This window comes from Streptomyces sp. NPDC005784 (genome assembly GCF_042871525.1).
Lineage (GTDB): Bacteria > Actinomycetota > Actinomycetes > Streptomycetales > Streptomycetaceae > Streptomyces.
Genome location: NZ_JBIAIQ010000012.1, coordinates 1 through 13,941, shown reverse-complemented (window position 1 = coordinate 13,941; position 13,941 = coordinate 1). Strand labels below are relative to the sequence as shown.

The window sequence follows — 13,941 nt, the reverse complement described above, 5'->3', positions numbered from 1 at the left end:
GAACGGGGCCCGCGATGAACAGGCCATGGCGCAATGTTGCTCTAGCTCGCCATCATGGCGAATGATCGAATCGGTGCTCGATTAATTCGGTGGTGGGGGTGGACTGCGTGCGGGCGAAGTCGTACATGGATCTGCATCGGGAGATGTCGGCGGACATCGAGGCGGAGCGGCAATCCGCACTCGACCTGTTGGGGCCGTCGGCCCCCTCGGTCCGGGCGTCGGTCGCCGAACTTCTGAAGCACCGGACGTTCGTCTACCCCCTGTCCGTGCTGCCCGTGATCGTCCACGCCGTGGAGACGGGGGCGCCCGGACCGGCTGTTCCGCTGGCCGTCGTCCATGAACTGTGGTGGACCTCCGCGTGCTACCTGGACGACCTCGCCGACGGCCAGGCCGTGTTCGCCGCCGGTGGTCTCGGCGAGAGCGAGGCGCTGCTCGCCACGGTCATCAGCGGAATTCCGCTCCCCCTGCTCGTCGTTCAGTCCCCGCGGATTCCCGAGACGGCACGCGGTTCGCTGTCGGCCGAGATCGTGAGGTGCTGGATCACCGGGACCGAGGGGCAGTTGAGGGACCTTCGCGCGGACGTGGGCGCGGCCACCCGCGACGCCGTGGTCACCGCCTATCTCGGGAAGTCAGGTGCGCCGTTCAGCATGGTCACGGCCATGGCCGCGCAGCTGGCGGGCCGTACGGACGAAAGAGTCGAACGCTGGCGGGAGTTCGGCAATGTCTTCGGCATCCTGTGGCAGCTGTTCAACGATCAGCAGGACATCCTGACCGGCCGCAACGAAGACCTCGCGAACGGCACGGTGACCTATCTGCTGGCGTGCGCCCTGGAGAATTCCGGTTCGGCGGGCCGCGTCCTGGAACTGCACGCCGCCGCACGCCGCTCGCCCGACGCCGGCGCGGAACTCACCGCCGTCCTTCTCGCACCGGACGTGCTGCGTCAGTACGAGCAGGACATCAGCGTCTTCCGCGACAGGGCGCACCTCCTCCTGCGCGAACTCGGCGGCGACGCGGCCTATCTGTCCGTCCTGCACGACCTCGTGGACAGCGCCTCCCCGATGCTCCTTCAGGCGGCGGAGCAGATCCCCCGAGCGGTTCCGGCCCAGTACTGAGGGCGAGCGGGCTGCCCTCCTGGTGGGCCTTCGCCTGCTCAGGGGACTCGTCGCGGGCACCCGTCGCGGACGGTCGCGCGTGGCTGCGCCGACCGCGGCGACGGGGACCGCCGTGGGCGGGCTCAGCCGCCGAGCGCGCGTTCGGCGCTCGTCACGGTCTGCTCCAGCAGCACGGCGATCGTCATCGGGCCGACGCCACCCGGCACGGGTGTGATCAGTCCGGCCCGGGTGACGGCGGTCTCGAAGTCGACGTCACCGACGTTCCCTTCGTTGTAGCCCGCGTCGATCACGACAGCCCCCGGCTTGATGTCCTCGCCCCGGATCAGCCGGGGCCGTCCCACGGCGGCCACCACGATGTCCGCCTCGCGTACGACGGACGACAGGTCCGCCGTACGCGAATGGCAGTACGTCACCGTGGCATCCCGGCCGAGCAGCAGCATGCCGACCGGCCTGCCGAGGATCGCGCTGCGGCCGACGACGACGGCCCGCTTCCCGGCGGGGTCGACGTCGTACGCGTCGAGGAGCCGCATGATGCCGCCGGGTGTGCAGGACACGAAGCCGGGCAGACCGAAGCTCATCGCCGCGTACGAGCTCAGCGTCACCCCGTCGACGTCCTTCGTCGGCGCGATGGCCTCGAAGGCGGCACGCTCGTCGATGTGCGGTCCCATGGGGTGCTGGAGCAGGATGCCGTGCACGGCCGGATCGTCGGACAACGCCGTGAGTTCGGCGACCAGTTCGGCCGTAGTGATGCCGGCGGGCAGCGCGAGGTGCCGGGACTCGATGCCCGCCTTGCTGCTGCGGTTCCGCTTCATCCGGACGTAGGTGACGGAGGCGGGATCGTCGCCGACGAGCACCGTCGCCAGACAAGGGGCCGCGCCTGTACGGGTCTTGAGGCGGGCCGCGCGTCGCGCGGTGTCATCGAGGATCCGGCGGGCGCGACCGGCGCCGTCCATGAGCCGGGCCTGGGACATGAGTTCCTCCGGGGCGCTGCTGACAGTCGCCCAGGCGCGCGGCAAAGACGTCTGCGTCAGGCCGCTCCCCGGTGGTACTCCACCTCAGCGCCAGTCACGGCCCACGGACCAGACTAGCCCGTACGATCACCCGACCGTGGCGCCCTGTCGGCGTGGTCGGTCCGCCGGAGAATGCCGGACCGGTCGCCCGGAGTGCCGGACAGGCCGACCGCCGCCGGTAGGGGTTCGGCTCACCGGGGCCGGATGCGCAGCTTTCGCGCCGGGCGCGGCGCCGGAGGATGCGGGTGCGAACGCGCCGTGCGCAGTATCGAGTCCAGCAGAGAGGCGGTCACGCGGAGGCCTGCCGCGGAAACCGGTCGGCGTCGCCGGGGTCGGTTCGGACGGGACCTCCCCATCGCCGTACCCACCGAAAAGGTCCAGGTCAGACGAGACTTGACCTGGACCTTCGGCCAGTTCCTCCCTACTCGTCCCATGCCTGTACCAGTGTCTGCTCGATGATCTTCCCGTCGCGCAAGGACATCATCGATGTGCTCATCACTCGCACCCCGTCCGCGTACACGCAGGTTTCGGTGAAGGCGACGTGGTCGCCCTGGACGACGCACTGGTCCATCTTGTGCGTCATGTCCCGGCTGTAGACGTCGTTGAGCATCTCGGCGATCTCGGTGCGACCGTGTTTGACCATCGGGTGACTGGGCTGCGTGTTGCGATCCACGACGCGCAGTTCCGCGTCGTCCGCGTAGAGCGACAGCAGATCTGCCGCACTGTGTCCTTCAATGCCCCGGCGCAGCGCCTCGGTGTCGAAGGCTGGGGCTGTCGCTGTGCCCATGGGTGACCTCCTCAGGAAGGCGCGGACCGGCCAGGAGCCGACCGCGAAGCGCCTCATTACCGAGCCTCCTCTGCCCCGGGGCCCACGGCAAACGCAAGAGCCCGATGCGCCTCTCGGGTGAGCGCGGGGGCCGGGCCGTGTCCGCCCGGGGGCCGATGCCGTTGCTGATTGCATGATCTCAACACGACGTATCGTCGCCGCCGTTGGTCTTGCCGTCGGCGTCACGGGACTCGCCGCGCCGATGGCGACGGCCGCGGGCTCCGAGGCCCACGACGCCGGGAAGCTGAACCCCGTCTCCACGCTCGACTCGCTCGCAGTGAGCGGCATCCCCGCCGAGCACCAGGCCCAGCCGCCGCTGCCCTCCACCCAGCTCGCCGGCCTGGACCGGCTGAACGACCTGAGCCAGTTGCACCAGCTCACCGACCTCGCCGCGCCTGTCACCGGACTGCTCGGCGGCATCGAGAGCTAGTGGGCCACGTGAGCTAGTGGGTAACGCGAGCTAGCGGGTAACTAGAGCCAGTGGGCGACGGCCGCGTCGGACGCGGCTGCGGCGGGTCCCGGCGGAACACGTTCCGCCGGGACCCGCCGACCGTGGTGCGAGGCCCGGCACGGCCCGGCCCCGTCAACCGGCGGCCGGCCCGCTCACGGATCGGTTGGCCTGCTCACGGATCGGCCGGCCCGATCACCGTCCAGGTGGCCCGCTCAGGGACCAAGGGGCCCGCTCACGGATCGTTCGGGCGCTCGGTTCGCGGGGTGAAATCCTCTTCGTCTCGTGCCTTCGGGATACCCGTGCCCTGTCCGCGTACCGCAGTGCGGAACGCGATGGGTGCCTGCCCGGCACGCTGGTGGAAGTACTTGGCGAAGTTCGTGGCACTCGAAAAGCCCAGCTGGGAGGCGATGCGGGCGGCGGCCAGGTCGGTGTGGGCGAGGAGCCGCTTGGCCTCCAGGACGACCCGGCGGTCGATGAACTCCTTGGCGCCGATCCCCGCCGAGTCGAGGGCGGCCCGGGACAGCGTGCGGGCGGAGTAGCCGAGGACGAGGGCGTAGTCGTCCACCCGGCGGGTGTGCGCGAAGTCCCGTTCGACGGTCTCGCGGAACCGAAGAAAGGTTTCTCTTGGTCCGGTGGCCGGGTCGTCGAGCCGCTCCAGGTGAGCCAGCCGGAGGATCAGCACGTCCAGCAGATGACGCAGTACGGCGGTGTGCGCGTCCAGCGGCAGTCGCCCCGGTGTCAGGAACTCGTGCTCCAGATGCGCCGTGGCCACCCGCAGTGACGTGGCGTCCTCGGCCTTCGGGGTGCGCAGGACGCGCGCGTGCGGATCGTCGAGCCGGGCCGCGCGGACGGTCGCCGCGCCCGGGAAGTCCCGTTCGAAGACGATCAGCGTTCCCTCGGCCCCGGTGAGATCTCCCCACTGGAGGACCTGCCCGGGGCGCGTCCACAGCCAGGAGCCCCGCTCGACGTCGCGGGCCGTGAAGTCCACGGTCTGGCGCAGTGTGCCGGAAGCGAGCGTGAGCACCTGGTGGACGCCGGGGCGCTGCGGCACGCCGGGACGGCTTCCGTGGGCACGGGACCGGGCGCGCAGCTCGGCCAGCGAGATCACTTCCAGTCCGGCGGGTGTGCCGACGGGGGCCGCGAAGATGATCTCGGGGATGGCCTGCCCGGCCGGGTGTCGGTTTTTGACCATGTTCAGTCGCCTGCGTATCCGGGTGGGACGTGCCTTCCCGCCTGGTTGAGGGTGGTCGCCGACGGACGACCGCCCCGCGTGGCGGAAAGAGGGCATCACCATAGAGCAGAGCCGGTCCATGGCCAAGGAGCTCAAGGAGATCGCCGACGTACCGAAATGTTCGGGGAGTTCGGCGAGTTCGGTGCGTCCTCCGGCTCGGGGGCTCCTCCGGGCGCGGCCCGGTCCGAGTCCCGCGGGGGCCCGGTGACGTACCCCGGGCCGGCGACGCCCCGCTCGTGCGGCCGGACGCTGGACATGACCACCCCGCGAACCGACCCGGCACACCGTCGCAGGCCGCTTCCGCCCCTTCCGCCCCTTCCGCCCCTTCCGCGGTGCCGCGACACCGAGGTGAGGGTCAAGGCGCCGAGGTCATCCGGCGGTCGCGAGGAACTGGGTGGCGGCCAGTTCGGCGTAGAGCGGATCCGCGGCGACGAGTTCGCGGTGGGTCCCCACGGCGCGGACGCGGCCCGCGTCCATCACGACGATGCGGTCGGCCGTCGTGACGGTGGAGAGCCGGTGGGCGACCACCAGAACCGTCGTCGTACGGGACACATCGGCGACCGTGTCGCGCAGCGCGGCCTCGTTGACGGCGTCGAGCTGTGAGGTGGCCTCGTCGAGGAGCAGCAGCCGGGGGCGGCGCAGCAGGGCCCTGGCGATGGCGACGCGCTGGCGCTCGCCGCCCGACAGCTTGGTGCCGCGATGGCCGACCAGCGTGTCCAGGCCGCGCGGCAGCCTGGCGACCAGGCCGTCCAGGCGGGTCGTCTTCACCACGCGGGTCAGTTCGCCCTCGTCGGCGTCCGGATTGCCGAGCAGAAGATTGTCGCGCAGGGAACCCGACAGCACCGGCGCGTCCTGCTCCACATAGCCGATGGCGGACCGGAGTCGGGGCAGATCCCAGTCCTCCAGCGCACGGCCGTCCACGGTGATGAGACCCGCCTCGGGATCGTAGAACCGCTCGATGAGCGAGAAGACGGTGGTCTTGCCCGCGCCGGACGGGCCGACGAACGCGGTCAGGCCACGGGCCGGGACGGTGAACGTCACCCCGTGGTGGACGTACGGCAGATCGTCGGCGTACCGGAAGCGGACGTCGTCGAAGGCGAGCGCGGCCGGTTCGGCGTCCGGGGAGGGCAGCGGCGCGGGCAGGGCGGCCGGTTCCGCGGGCAGCCGCAGGGCCTCCTGGATACGGGCGAGCGCGGCGGCGCCGGTCTGGTACTGCGTGATCGCGCCGACCACCTGCTGGATCGGTGACATCAGGTAGAACACGTAGAGCAGGAAGGCGACCAGTGTGCCCACGCCGATGGCGCCCGTCGCGACCCGGGCGCCGCCCACCGCCAGGACCGTGATGAAGGCGATCTGCATCGCCAGACCGGCCGTATTGCCCGCGGCCGCCGACCACTTGGCGGCGCGCACGCTCTGCCGCCAGGACTCCTCGGCGGCCGCGTGGACGGTCTGCTCCTCCCGGTGCTCGGCGCCGGACGCCTTGATCGTGCGCAGCGCGCCGAGGGTCCGCTCCAGCGAGGCGCCCATCACCCCGACCGCGTCCTGAGCCTGCCTGCTCGCCCGGTTGATACGCGGCACGATCAGGCCGAGCACCGAACCCGCGCACAGCACCACGCCCAGTGTGACACCGAGCAGCACCACGTCGACGAGGCCCATCATCACCACTGTCGCGACGAGGGTGAGGCCGCCGGTGCCGAGGCCGACCAGCGAATCGGTCGTGACCTCGCGCAGCAGGGTCGTGTCGGAGGTGATGCGGGCCATCAGGTCGCCGGGCTCGCTGCGGTCCACGGCGGGTATGCGCAGCCGCAGCAGATACGACGAGAGGGCGCGTCGAGCGCCGAGCACCACCGACTCCGCGGTGCGCCGCAGAACGTACGAACCCAGCGCCCCCACGGCCGCGTTGGTCACCACGAGGGCCGCCATGCCGAGCAGGGCCCGTCCGATCGGCCGGTCGTGCGACAGGTCGTCGATGAGCCCGCGCGCCACCAGCGGCAGCAGCAGGCCGGTGGCCCCGGTCGTGAGCGCCAGCAGCGCGCCCGCGAACAGCGCCCGGCGGTGCGGTCGTACATACCCGAGCAGCAGACGCCACGCGGGCACCTCGGGCTCGGCCTCGATCAGGCTCACGGCGCTCCTTGCGGGAGTTGAGACGGAGTACCCAGGCTACGTCGGCGACGCCCCCGGACCGATCCCAACTGCCCCAGGTCCGCGCGGACTCAGGCCACGCGCTCCCCAAGTGCCGCCAGGGTGGCGTCGAGGTCCGCCGGGCGGGGCCGGTTGTGCGGGAGTCCGGCGAGCAGCGCGGCCATGCCGCAGGTGCCGGTGAGCGCCGAGAGGACCAGGCCGCCCGCCACACCGGCGGAGAGCAACTGCCAGGCGGGGTGCAGGAGTCCGAGGCCGAGGCCGGTGAGGACGACGGCACCGGCGGTGAACCGGACCTGGCGTTCCATGGACCAGCCGGCCCGCGTGGAGCCGGCCGGGCGGTGCAGCTCGTGTCCGCGCTCCGCCCAGGCACTCGTACCCCCGGTGAGGGTGGCCGCCGGTACACCGTGCTCGGCCAGCAGGGCGCAGGCGTTCGCCGAGCGGGCGCCGGAGGCGCAGACCACGAGCAGCTCGGGCCGGGCGTCCCCGAGCACGGACAGTGCCCGGTGGAGTCGGTCCAGGGGGATGTTGAGGGCACCCGGCAGATGGCCGGAGGCGTATTCGCCGGGGGTGCGCACGTCGATGACGGTCAGCTCGGTGAGCCGGCCGCGGGCCTGGTCGACGTCGAGGGAGAGGGGGGCGTTCACGGGGAGTGTCATCCTTGCTCTTCGGGGGTGCCCCGCGGGGCGGAGTAAGATACCCCTAGGGGTATGTCTTAAGGAGTGGTCGTGGAACTGGAACTCGCGGGTGCCGAGCTGAAGTCCGTGCTGAACCGGCTGCGCCGGGCGCAGGGACAGATCTCCGGAGTGATCCGGATGATCGAGGAGGGACGCGACTGCGAGGAAGTGGTCACCCAGCTCGCCGCGGCCTCCCGCGCCCTGGACAGGGCCGGTTTCGCGATCATCGCCACCGGGCTCCAGCAGTGTCTGACCGGCGTCGAGAACGGCGCGAAGAACGGTGAGACCAGTGAGCAGATGCGGGCCCGTCTGGAGAAGCTCTTCCTGTCGCTGGCCTGATCCTCACAGCACGACGTCCAGGAGCATCAGCGCGGCCACGGCCAGCAGGGCCCAGGCGAAGATCCGCTGAAGCGTGCCGCCGGACACCCGGGCCGCCAGACGCTTCCCGTCCCACGCGCCGAGGACGGCCGCCCCGGCGAACGGCGCCACGACCGCCCAGTCGAGGCTCTGTGCCGTTCCGGCGCGGGCGAGCAGCGCGGCGAGCGAATTCGCCGTGATCACCAGCAGGCTGGTGCCGACGGCGGCCCGCATCCGCAGACCCACGACGTTCACCAGGGCCGGTACGGCGAGGAAGCCGCCGCCCACGCCCAGGACCCCGGTCACGGCACCGAGGCCCGCGCCCGTCCCGGTGATCCGGCCGGTCCGCGCGGGCGCGACCCCCGGCTCACCGGCGGCCGGCCGGAGCATTCGGACCGCCGCGAGGCCCGCGATCAGCGAGAACGCGCCGGTCAGGACGGCGGCAGGCAGCTGCCCGGAGACCGCGCCGCCCAGTGCCGCGGGGATCAGTCCCGCCGCCGCGAACAGGGCCCCGGCCCGCCAGTGGACGGTGCCCTCCCGGGCGTGCGCCGACAGCGCGGTCGCCGAGGTGACGGTGACGATGACCAGGCTCGCGGTCGTGGCCGCCGAGGGAGTGAAGCCCAGCAGATAGATCAGGGCGGGCACGGTCAGCACACTGCCGCCACCGCCGAGCGCTCCGAGCGCGAGCCCGGTCACGGCTCCGGCGACGAGGGCGAGGATCAGGACGCTCACGCCGACGGGTCCCCGAGCTCATGGCCTGCCCTGTCGAGCGTGGCCGGGCCGCTGTCGACGTCGCCGAACCTCCGACGGGGTGCGTGGGGTGCGGCAGGCGCGATGGTGCGAGCGGGGGCGGGGTGCGAGTCGTCGCCGGGGGCATCGGCCCGTCCGCCCGGTCCGGGCTGGTGCGACGCGGCCGCACCGGCTCCGGGGCCCGTGAGCTCCGGGGCCCCGGCCGGCGTGATCCGCGCCATGGGCAGCCCGGACGTGCCCGCAGCGGCGAAGGAGTCGTCGACGGCCACGACCTCACGGCCCGCGGCGTCGAGCAGCGAGGCGGCGATGGCGGCCCGCATGCCTCCCGCGCAGTGCACCCAGACGGTCCCGGCGGGTATCTCCCCGAGCCGGTCGCGCACCTGGTGGACGGGGATGTGCACCGACCCCGCGACATGACCCCCGGCGCGCTCGGAGTCGCGCCGGACGTCCAGGACCACGGCCCGGCCCGGGACGGTGTACGCCTCGGCGAGTTCGGCGAAGCCGGCGCGCCGGAACGTACGCGGCCGTTCCCCCTCGCGCGGTGAGCCGATCGCGGCCGCGGTCGGCCGGTCCACGCCGACCTGCACCAACTCCCGCTGCGCATGGGCAAGTTGTTCCGGAGACTCGGCCAGCAGGGTGACCGGTTTGCCCCAGGGCAGCAGCCAGGCCAGATGGACGGCGAGCTGACCGTCCGCCTCGAAATTGACCGCCCCGGCGACATGCCCCGCGGCGAACGCGAGCCGACTGCGCAGGTCCACGACCCACTCGCCGGCCGCGAGCCGCGCGGCGATCTCCGTGGCGTCCGCGAGCGCGGGCGGGGTCAGATCGACGCAGGCCGGGCCCGCTGCGTTGGCGGGGCCCATGTGCGCGTAGTACGCGGGTACGTCGTCGAGCCCGGCGAGGAGGTCCGCGACGAACGCGTCGACATCCTTGACCAGGGCCTCGTTGCTGTCGCGCTCACGCCCGATCGTCGTCGCGTCGCCGTCGGCGGTCCCGGCGGAACAGAAACTGCCGAAACCGTGGGTGGGCAGGACGGCGGTGTCGTCGGGCAGCTCCGCGACGAGCCGGTGCGCCGACGCGTGCTGCGCGCGGGCGAGCTCGCCGGTCAGCCGCGGCTCCACCAGATCGGGCCGGCCGACCGTGCCGATGAGCAGGGAGCCGCCGGTGAAGGCCACGATGGCGCGCCCGCTCTCCTGAAGGACGTACGAGGTGTGGTGCGGGGTGTGTCCGGGGGTGGCCAGCGCGCGCAGCGTCAGCCCGGCGTCCACCTCCACCGTGTCCCCGTCGGCCACCGCCACCCGCTCGAACGCGACCCGGGCGCCGGCCGGGACCAGATAGGCGGCCCCGGTGAGCCGTGCCAGTTCCAGGCCGCCGCTCACATAGTCGTTGTGCAGGTGTGTCTCGACCACGTACGCGATCCGCACGCCCCGCCGGGCCGCCGCCGTGATCACCCGCTCGATGTCCCTGGGCGGATCGACGGCGACGGCGGTACGCGGGCCGCCGGCCAGATAGCTCCGGTTGCCCAGGCCCGCCACCTCGATGGTGTCGACGAAGAACACGGCAGCACTCCTCTCCTGCGTGAAGCCCGAGGGCTTCGCGCCTCTGCTCGAAATTACCCCCGGGGGTATGTCTCCAAGGTAGCAGAGGTACCCCCGGGGGTATCCGGGAAGTGCTGTCGAAGACCCCCGGCGCGGGTGGGTCGCGGGGCGTCGGCTCCGGGTGCGGGCGTTCGCCGTAGCGGGACCGGCCGCTGCGGGCCACCTGGCCCTTTACCGGCCGGTCACACCGTAGGGTCGGTTGACGGAACGTCGACCTAGGGAAGGGCTCACTCACATGGCGCAGGAAGTGCGGGGCGTGATCGCACCGGGCAAGAACCAGCCGGTGCGCGTCGAGACCATCGTCGTGCCCGATCCGGGGCCGGGCGAGGCCGTGGTGAAGATCCAGGCCTGCGGGGTCTGTCACACGGACCTGCACTACAAGCAGGGCGGTATCAACGACGACTTCCCGTTCCTGCTCGGCCACGAGGCGGCCGGAATCGTGGAGTCGGTCGGCGCCGGTGTCACGGACGTGGCGCCCGGCGACTTCGTCATCCTCAACTGGCGTGCGGTGTGCGGACAATGCCGTGCGTGTCTGCGTGGGCGCCCCTGGTACTGCTTCAACACCCACAATGCGAAGCAGAGGATGACGCTGAAGGACGGCACCGAACTGTCCCCGGCCCTCGGGATCGGCGCCTTCGCGGAGAAGACGCTCGTCGCCGCCGGACAGTGCACCAAGGTCGACCCGTCGGTCTCCCCGGCGGTCGCCGGACTGCTCGGCTGCGGTGTGATGGCCGGCATCGGGGCCGCCATCAACACGGGCAACGTCGGCCGGGGCGACACGGTCGCGGTGATCGGCTGCGGCGGAGTCGGAGACGCGGCGATCGCGGGCTCCCGGCTCGCGGGCGCGGCGAAGATCATCGCCGTGGACATCGACGACCGCAAGCTCACGACCGCCGAGAAGCTCGGCGCGACGCACACCGTCAACTCCCGTGAGACCGACCCCGTCGAGGCGATCCGCGAACTCACCGGCGGCTTCGGCGCCGACGTCGTCATCGAGGCCGTGGGCCGCCCGGAGACGTACCGACAGGCCTTCTACGCCCGCGACCTCGCCGGCACGGTCGTCCTCGTCGGCGTGCCCACCCCCGACATGAAGCTCGAACTCCCGCTGATCGACGTCTTCGGACGCGGCGGCGCCCTCAAGTCCTCCTGGTACGGCGACTGTCTGCCCTCCCGCGACTTCCCGATGCTGATCGACCTGCACCTCCAAGGGCGCCTCGACCTGGGCGCGTTCGTGAGCGAGACGATCACCCTGGACGACGTGGAACCGGCCTTCGAGCGGATGCACCACGGCGACGTGCTGCGCTCGGTGGTGATCCTGTGACGAGCGCCCGCATCGAACACCTCGTCACCTCGGGCACGTTCTCGCTCGACGGCGGCACCTGGGACGTCGACAACAACGTGTGGATCGTGGGAAACGATTCAGAGGCGATCGTGATCGACGCCGCTCATGACGCGGACGCCATCGCCGAAGCGGTGGGAGACCGGCGCCTTACGGCGATCGTGTGCACCCACGCCCACAACGACCACATCGACGCCGCCCCCGCCCTGGCGGAGCGCACCGGCGCCACCATCTGGCTCCACCCCGACGACCTGCCCCTGTGGAAGTTCACCCACCCGGACCGGCTGCCCGACGCCTGGCTCCAGGACGGCCAGGTGATCGAGGCGGCGGGCGCGGATCTGACCGTGCTGCACACCCCGGGCCATGCCCCGGGCGCGGTCTGTCTCTACGACCCGGGCCTAGGCACCCTCTTCTCCGGCGACACCCTCTTCCAGGGCGGCCCGGGGGCGACCGGACGGTCCTACTCCCACTTCCCGACGATCATCGAGTCGATCCGCGACCGGCTGCTCTCCCTGCCGGCCGACACGGTCGTCCGTACGGGACACGGCGATTCGACCACGATCGGCGAGGAGGCTCCGCACTTGGAGGAGTGGATCGCACGCGGCCACTGAGGCTGACGCCGATCGGCCCCCGGGAGGTCCGCGGCCACGGTGCCCCGCCGAACGCCCGTTTCCGCCGTGCCGCGACACGGCGGAAACGCCACACAGATACCTGACAGAAGATGTCCGGCTTCCGCGAGACGCTCGTAGGAACGCATGGGTGACAGCAGCCCGTGGACGCGACGCGCACGGAGGTCGGACATGTCAGGGCCGTTGGAAGGCACGCTGAGGGACAGGGTCGCCCTGGTGGCGGGCGCGACCCGGGGCGCGGGCCGGGGAATCGCCGTGGAACTGGGCGCGGCCGGCGCCACCGTCTACGTGACCGGGCGCAGCACGCGGGAGCGCCGCTCGGAGTACGACCGTCCGGAGACCATCGAGGACACCGCGGACCTGGTCACCGCGGCGGGCGGGCGAGGTGTCGCGGTCCCCACGGACCACCTCGTCCCGGCCGAGGTGGCCGCGCTCGTCGCCCGGATCGCGGACGAGCAGGGCCGCCTGGACGTCCTGGTCAACGACATCTGGGGCGCCGAGAAGCTCTTCGAGTGGGACGCCCCCGTCTGGGAGCACGACCTCGACAACGGACTCAGGATGCTCCGGCTCGCCGTGGAGACCCACGCGATCACCAGCCACCACGCGTTGCCCCTGCTGATGCGCCGTCCCGGCGGCCTGGTCGTCGAGATGACCGACGGCACGGCGGAGTACAACCGGGACACCTACCGGGTCTCGTTCTTCTACGACATCGCCAAGTCGGCCGTGCTGCGCATGGCGTTCGCCCTCGGACACGAACTGGGCCCGCACGGTGCCACCGCCGTGGCCCTCACCCCCGGCTGGCTGCGCTCGGAGATGATGCTCGAAGCCTTCGGCGTGACCGAGGAGAACTGGCGCGACGCCGAGGAACGCGTCCCGCACTTCGGGATCTCCGAGACCCCCTCCTACGTGGGACGCGCGGTCGCCGCACTGGCCGTCGACCCCGAACTCGCGCGCTGGAACGGGAAATCCCTCTCCAGCGGACAGCTCGCCAAGGTGTACGTCTTCACCGACCGCGACGGCAGCCGTCCGGACTGCTGGCGGTACATGGTCGAAGTGCAGGACAAGGGGAAACCGGCGGACGCGACGGGGTACCGCTGAGCGAATCGGGCCGGATCAGGCGGGTACGTACGGCTGCCGACGCGCCGGGTGGCCCGGAGGCGGAGCCAGGTCCATCCGCGTCGCCATGGAAGCGGACATGGGCGCACGGGATCTGTCGCCGCGACGATCATGGCAGTACGTTCCTGCCATGACTGCGATCACTGCGCTGAGGCGTTTCGAGGGATACGGGGTTCTGATCACGGGTGCGGCGCGCGGTATCGGCGCGGCGACCGCCCGCCGCCTCGCCGAGGAAGGCGCTCAAGTCCTCGTCACCGACGTGGACTCGGCGGAGGCCGAGAAGACGGCCGCCGCGCTGCGTGAACTCGGCGCGCGGGCCGAGGCGTTCACCTGCGACGTGGGGGAGCGGGCACAGGTCGAGGCCGCGGTGGCGTACGCCGTGGACACCTTCGGTTCGCTCGACGTCCTGGTCAACAACGCCTTCCGCTGCAGCCCCGACGCCCCGCTCTTCGAGGACGAGAGCGACGAGGTGTGGGCCGGTGACCTGGACATCACCCTGACCGGTGCCTACCGCTGCGCCCGCGCCGCGCTCCCGCACCTGGTCGCCTCCGGCCGCGGGTCCATCGTCACCATCGGCTCCGTCAACGGCATCCAGGACTTCGGCAACCACGCCTAATCCCCTTGTAGCAGCAGGTCCGCGAAGCTCTGGCTCTTCGGACCTGTTCGAGTACTGGGGCCGTTGACATCTTGCTTCAGCGCGGCAGGC

At 71.7% G+C, this 13,941-nt stretch carries 12 protein-coding genes, 2 pseudogenes and 1 riboswitch; of the genes and pseudogenes, 7 read left to right on the top strand and 7 right to left on the bottom strand.

All coding sequences use genetic code 11. The features are described from left to right. Positions 1–125 precede the first annotated feature (125 nt). Positions 126–1,112 carry a polyprenyl synthetase family protein gene (locus tag ACFYR3_RS20520; RefSeq protein WP_389284210.1) on the top strand — a complete coding sequence of 329 codons (987 nt, stop codon included), beginning with the start codon at positions 126–128 and terminating at the stop codon, positions 1,110–1,112. Positions 1,113–1,234: 122 nt separating this feature from the next. On the opposite strand, the gene ACFYR3_RS20515 is transcribed toward ACFYR3_RS20520, so the two are convergent. Both ACFYR3_RS20515 and ACFYR3_RS20510 read right to left on the bottom strand, forming a co-directional pair. Continuing rightward, the gene (locus ACFYR3_RS20515; protein WP_389284208.1) at positions 1,235–2,083 is read right to left on the bottom strand and encodes a bifunctional 5,10-methylenetetrahydrofolate dehydrogenase/5,10-methenyltetrahydrofolate cyclohydrolase; all 849 of its coding nucleotides are present in this window, start codon (positions 2,081–2,083) and stop codon (positions 1,235–1,237) included. Positions 2,084–2,104: 21 nt separating this feature from the next. Then, positions 2,105–2,191: riboswitch (ZMP/ZTP riboswitch) on the bottom strand. A 352-nt stretch (positions 2,192–2,543) separates the two neighbouring features. Beyond that, a complete protein-coding gene (locus ACFYR3_RS20510; protein ID WP_355840441.1) occupies positions 2,544–2,909 on the bottom strand; it encodes a nuclear transport factor 2 family protein in 366 nt (121 codons plus the stop codon). 172 nt (positions 2,910–3,081) lie between these two features. Here ACFYR3_RS20510 and ACFYR3_RS20505 point away from each other — a divergent pair, with 172 nt between their 5' ends. After that, a complete protein-coding gene (locus ACFYR3_RS20505) occupies positions 3,082–3,378 on the top strand; it encodes a hypothetical protein (RefSeq protein WP_355840440.1) in 297 nt (98 codons plus the stop codon). 253 nt (positions 3,379–3,631) lie between these two features. On the opposite strand, the gene ACFYR3_RS20500 is transcribed toward ACFYR3_RS20505, so the two are convergent. The 3 genes from ACFYR3_RS20500 to ACFYR3_RS20490 all read right to left on the bottom strand — a co-directional run bounded on the left by ACFYR3_RS20500 (position 3,632) and on the right by ACFYR3_RS20490 (position 7,428). Next, entirely contained in the window at positions 3,632–4,591 is a 960-nt protein-coding gene (locus tag ACFYR3_RS20500) for a helix-turn-helix transcriptional regulator (RefSeq protein WP_355840439.1), read from the bottom strand. A gap of 408 nt (positions 4,592–4,999) precedes the next feature. Next, positions 5,000–6,754 (bottom strand): ABC transporter ATP-binding protein, encoded by a 1,755-nt coding sequence (locus tag ACFYR3_RS20495; RefSeq protein ID WP_356780896.1) that lies wholly within the window; start codon positions 6,752–6,754, stop codon positions 5,000–5,002. An 89-nt stretch (positions 6,755–6,843) separates the two neighbouring features. Next, positions 6,844–7,428, bottom strand: coding sequence for a rhodanese-like domain-containing protein (locus tag ACFYR3_RS20490; protein ID WP_389284205.1), 585 nt, complete (start codon positions 7,426–7,428; stop codon positions 6,844–6,846). Positions 7,429–7,497: 69 nt separating this feature from the next. On the opposite strand from ACFYR3_RS20490, the gene ACFYR3_RS20485 reads away from it, so the two are divergent. Further along, entirely contained in the window at positions 7,498–7,785 is a 288-nt protein-coding gene (locus tag ACFYR3_RS20485) for a metal-sensitive transcriptional regulator (RefSeq protein WP_355840436.1), read from the top strand. Between the two features lie 3 nt (positions 7,786–7,788). Here the strand turns inward: ACFYR3_RS20485 and ACFYR3_RS20480 are convergent, their stop codons facing one another. Both ACFYR3_RS20480 and ACFYR3_RS20475 read right to left on the bottom strand, forming a co-directional pair. Then, positions 7,789–8,535 (bottom strand): sulfite exporter TauE/SafE family protein, encoded by a 747-nt coding sequence (locus ACFYR3_RS20480; protein WP_389284203.1) that lies wholly within the window; start codon positions 8,533–8,535, stop codon positions 7,789–7,791. Positions 8,536–8,777: 242 nt separating this feature from the next. Beyond that, positions 8,778–10,112 (bottom strand): annotated as a pseudogene (locus ACFYR3_RS20475) (rhodanese-like domain-containing protein); the annotation flags it as partial. A 274-nt stretch (positions 10,113–10,386) separates the two neighbouring features. Between ACFYR3_RS20475 and ACFYR3_RS20470 the strand changes: the two are divergent. From ACFYR3_RS20470 to ACFYR3_RS20455, 4 genes and pseudogenes are all read left to right on the top strand, one after another. Then, complete coding sequence (locus tag ACFYR3_RS20470) at positions 10,387–11,472, top strand: S-(hydroxymethyl)mycothiol dehydrogenase (protein ID WP_389284201.1); 1,086 nt, start codon at positions 10,387–10,389, stop codon at positions 11,470–11,472. Continuing rightward, a complete protein-coding gene (locus ACFYR3_RS20465) occupies positions 11,469–12,101 on the top strand; it encodes an MBL fold metallo-hydrolase (protein ID WP_355840432.1) in 633 nt (210 codons plus the stop codon). The genes ACFYR3_RS20470 and ACFYR3_RS20465 overlap by 4 nt, the downstream gene beginning before the upstream one ends. Positions 12,102–12,290: 189 nt before the next feature. Then, the gene (locus tag ACFYR3_RS20460) at positions 12,291–13,217 is read left to right on the top strand and encodes an SDR family oxidoreductase (protein ID WP_389284199.1); all 927 of its coding nucleotides are present in this window, start codon (positions 12,291–12,293) and stop codon (positions 13,215–13,217) included. 157 nt (positions 13,218–13,374) lie between these two features. Then, positions 13,375–13,848 (top strand): annotated as a pseudogene (locus ACFYR3_RS20455) (SDR family NAD(P)-dependent oxidoreductase); the annotation flags it as partial. Between the last annotated feature and the right edge of the window lie 93 nt (positions 13,849–13,941).

Excerpts from the sequence above, each read along its gene's own strand:
- ACFYR3_RS20460 (WP_389284199.1), top strand. The coding sequence starts at position 12,291 with ATGTCAGGGCCGTTGGAAGGCACGCTGAGGGACAGGGTCGCCCTGGTG.
- ACFYR3_RS20470 (WP_389284201.1), top strand. The coding sequence starts at position 10,387 with ATGGCGCAGGAAGTGCGGGGCGTGATCGCACCGGGCAAGAACCAGCCG.
- ACFYR3_RS20490 (WP_389284205.1), bottom strand. The coding sequence starts at position 7,428 with ATGACACTCCCCGTGAACGCCCCCCTCTCCCTCGACGTCGACCAGGCC.
- ACFYR3_RS20510 (WP_355840441.1), bottom strand. The coding sequence starts at position 2,909 with ATGGGCACAGCGACAGCCCCAGCCTTCGACACCGAGGCGCTGCGCCGG.
- ACFYR3_RS20505 (WP_355840440.1), top strand. The coding sequence starts at position 3,082 with ATGATCTCAACACGACGTATCGTCGCCGCCGTTGGTCTTGCCGTCGGC.
- ACFYR3_RS20515 (WP_389284208.1), bottom strand. The coding sequence starts at position 2,083 with ATGTCCCAGGCCCGGCTCATGGACGGCGCCGGTCGCGCCCGCCGGATC.
- ACFYR3_RS20520 (WP_389284210.1), top strand. The coding sequence starts at position 126 with ATGGATCTGCATCGGGAGATGTCGGCGGACATCGAGGCGGAGCGGCAA.
- ACFYR3_RS20500 (WP_355840439.1), bottom strand. The coding sequence starts at position 4,591 with ATGGTCAAAAACCGACACCCGGCCGGGCAGGCCATCCCCGAGATCATC.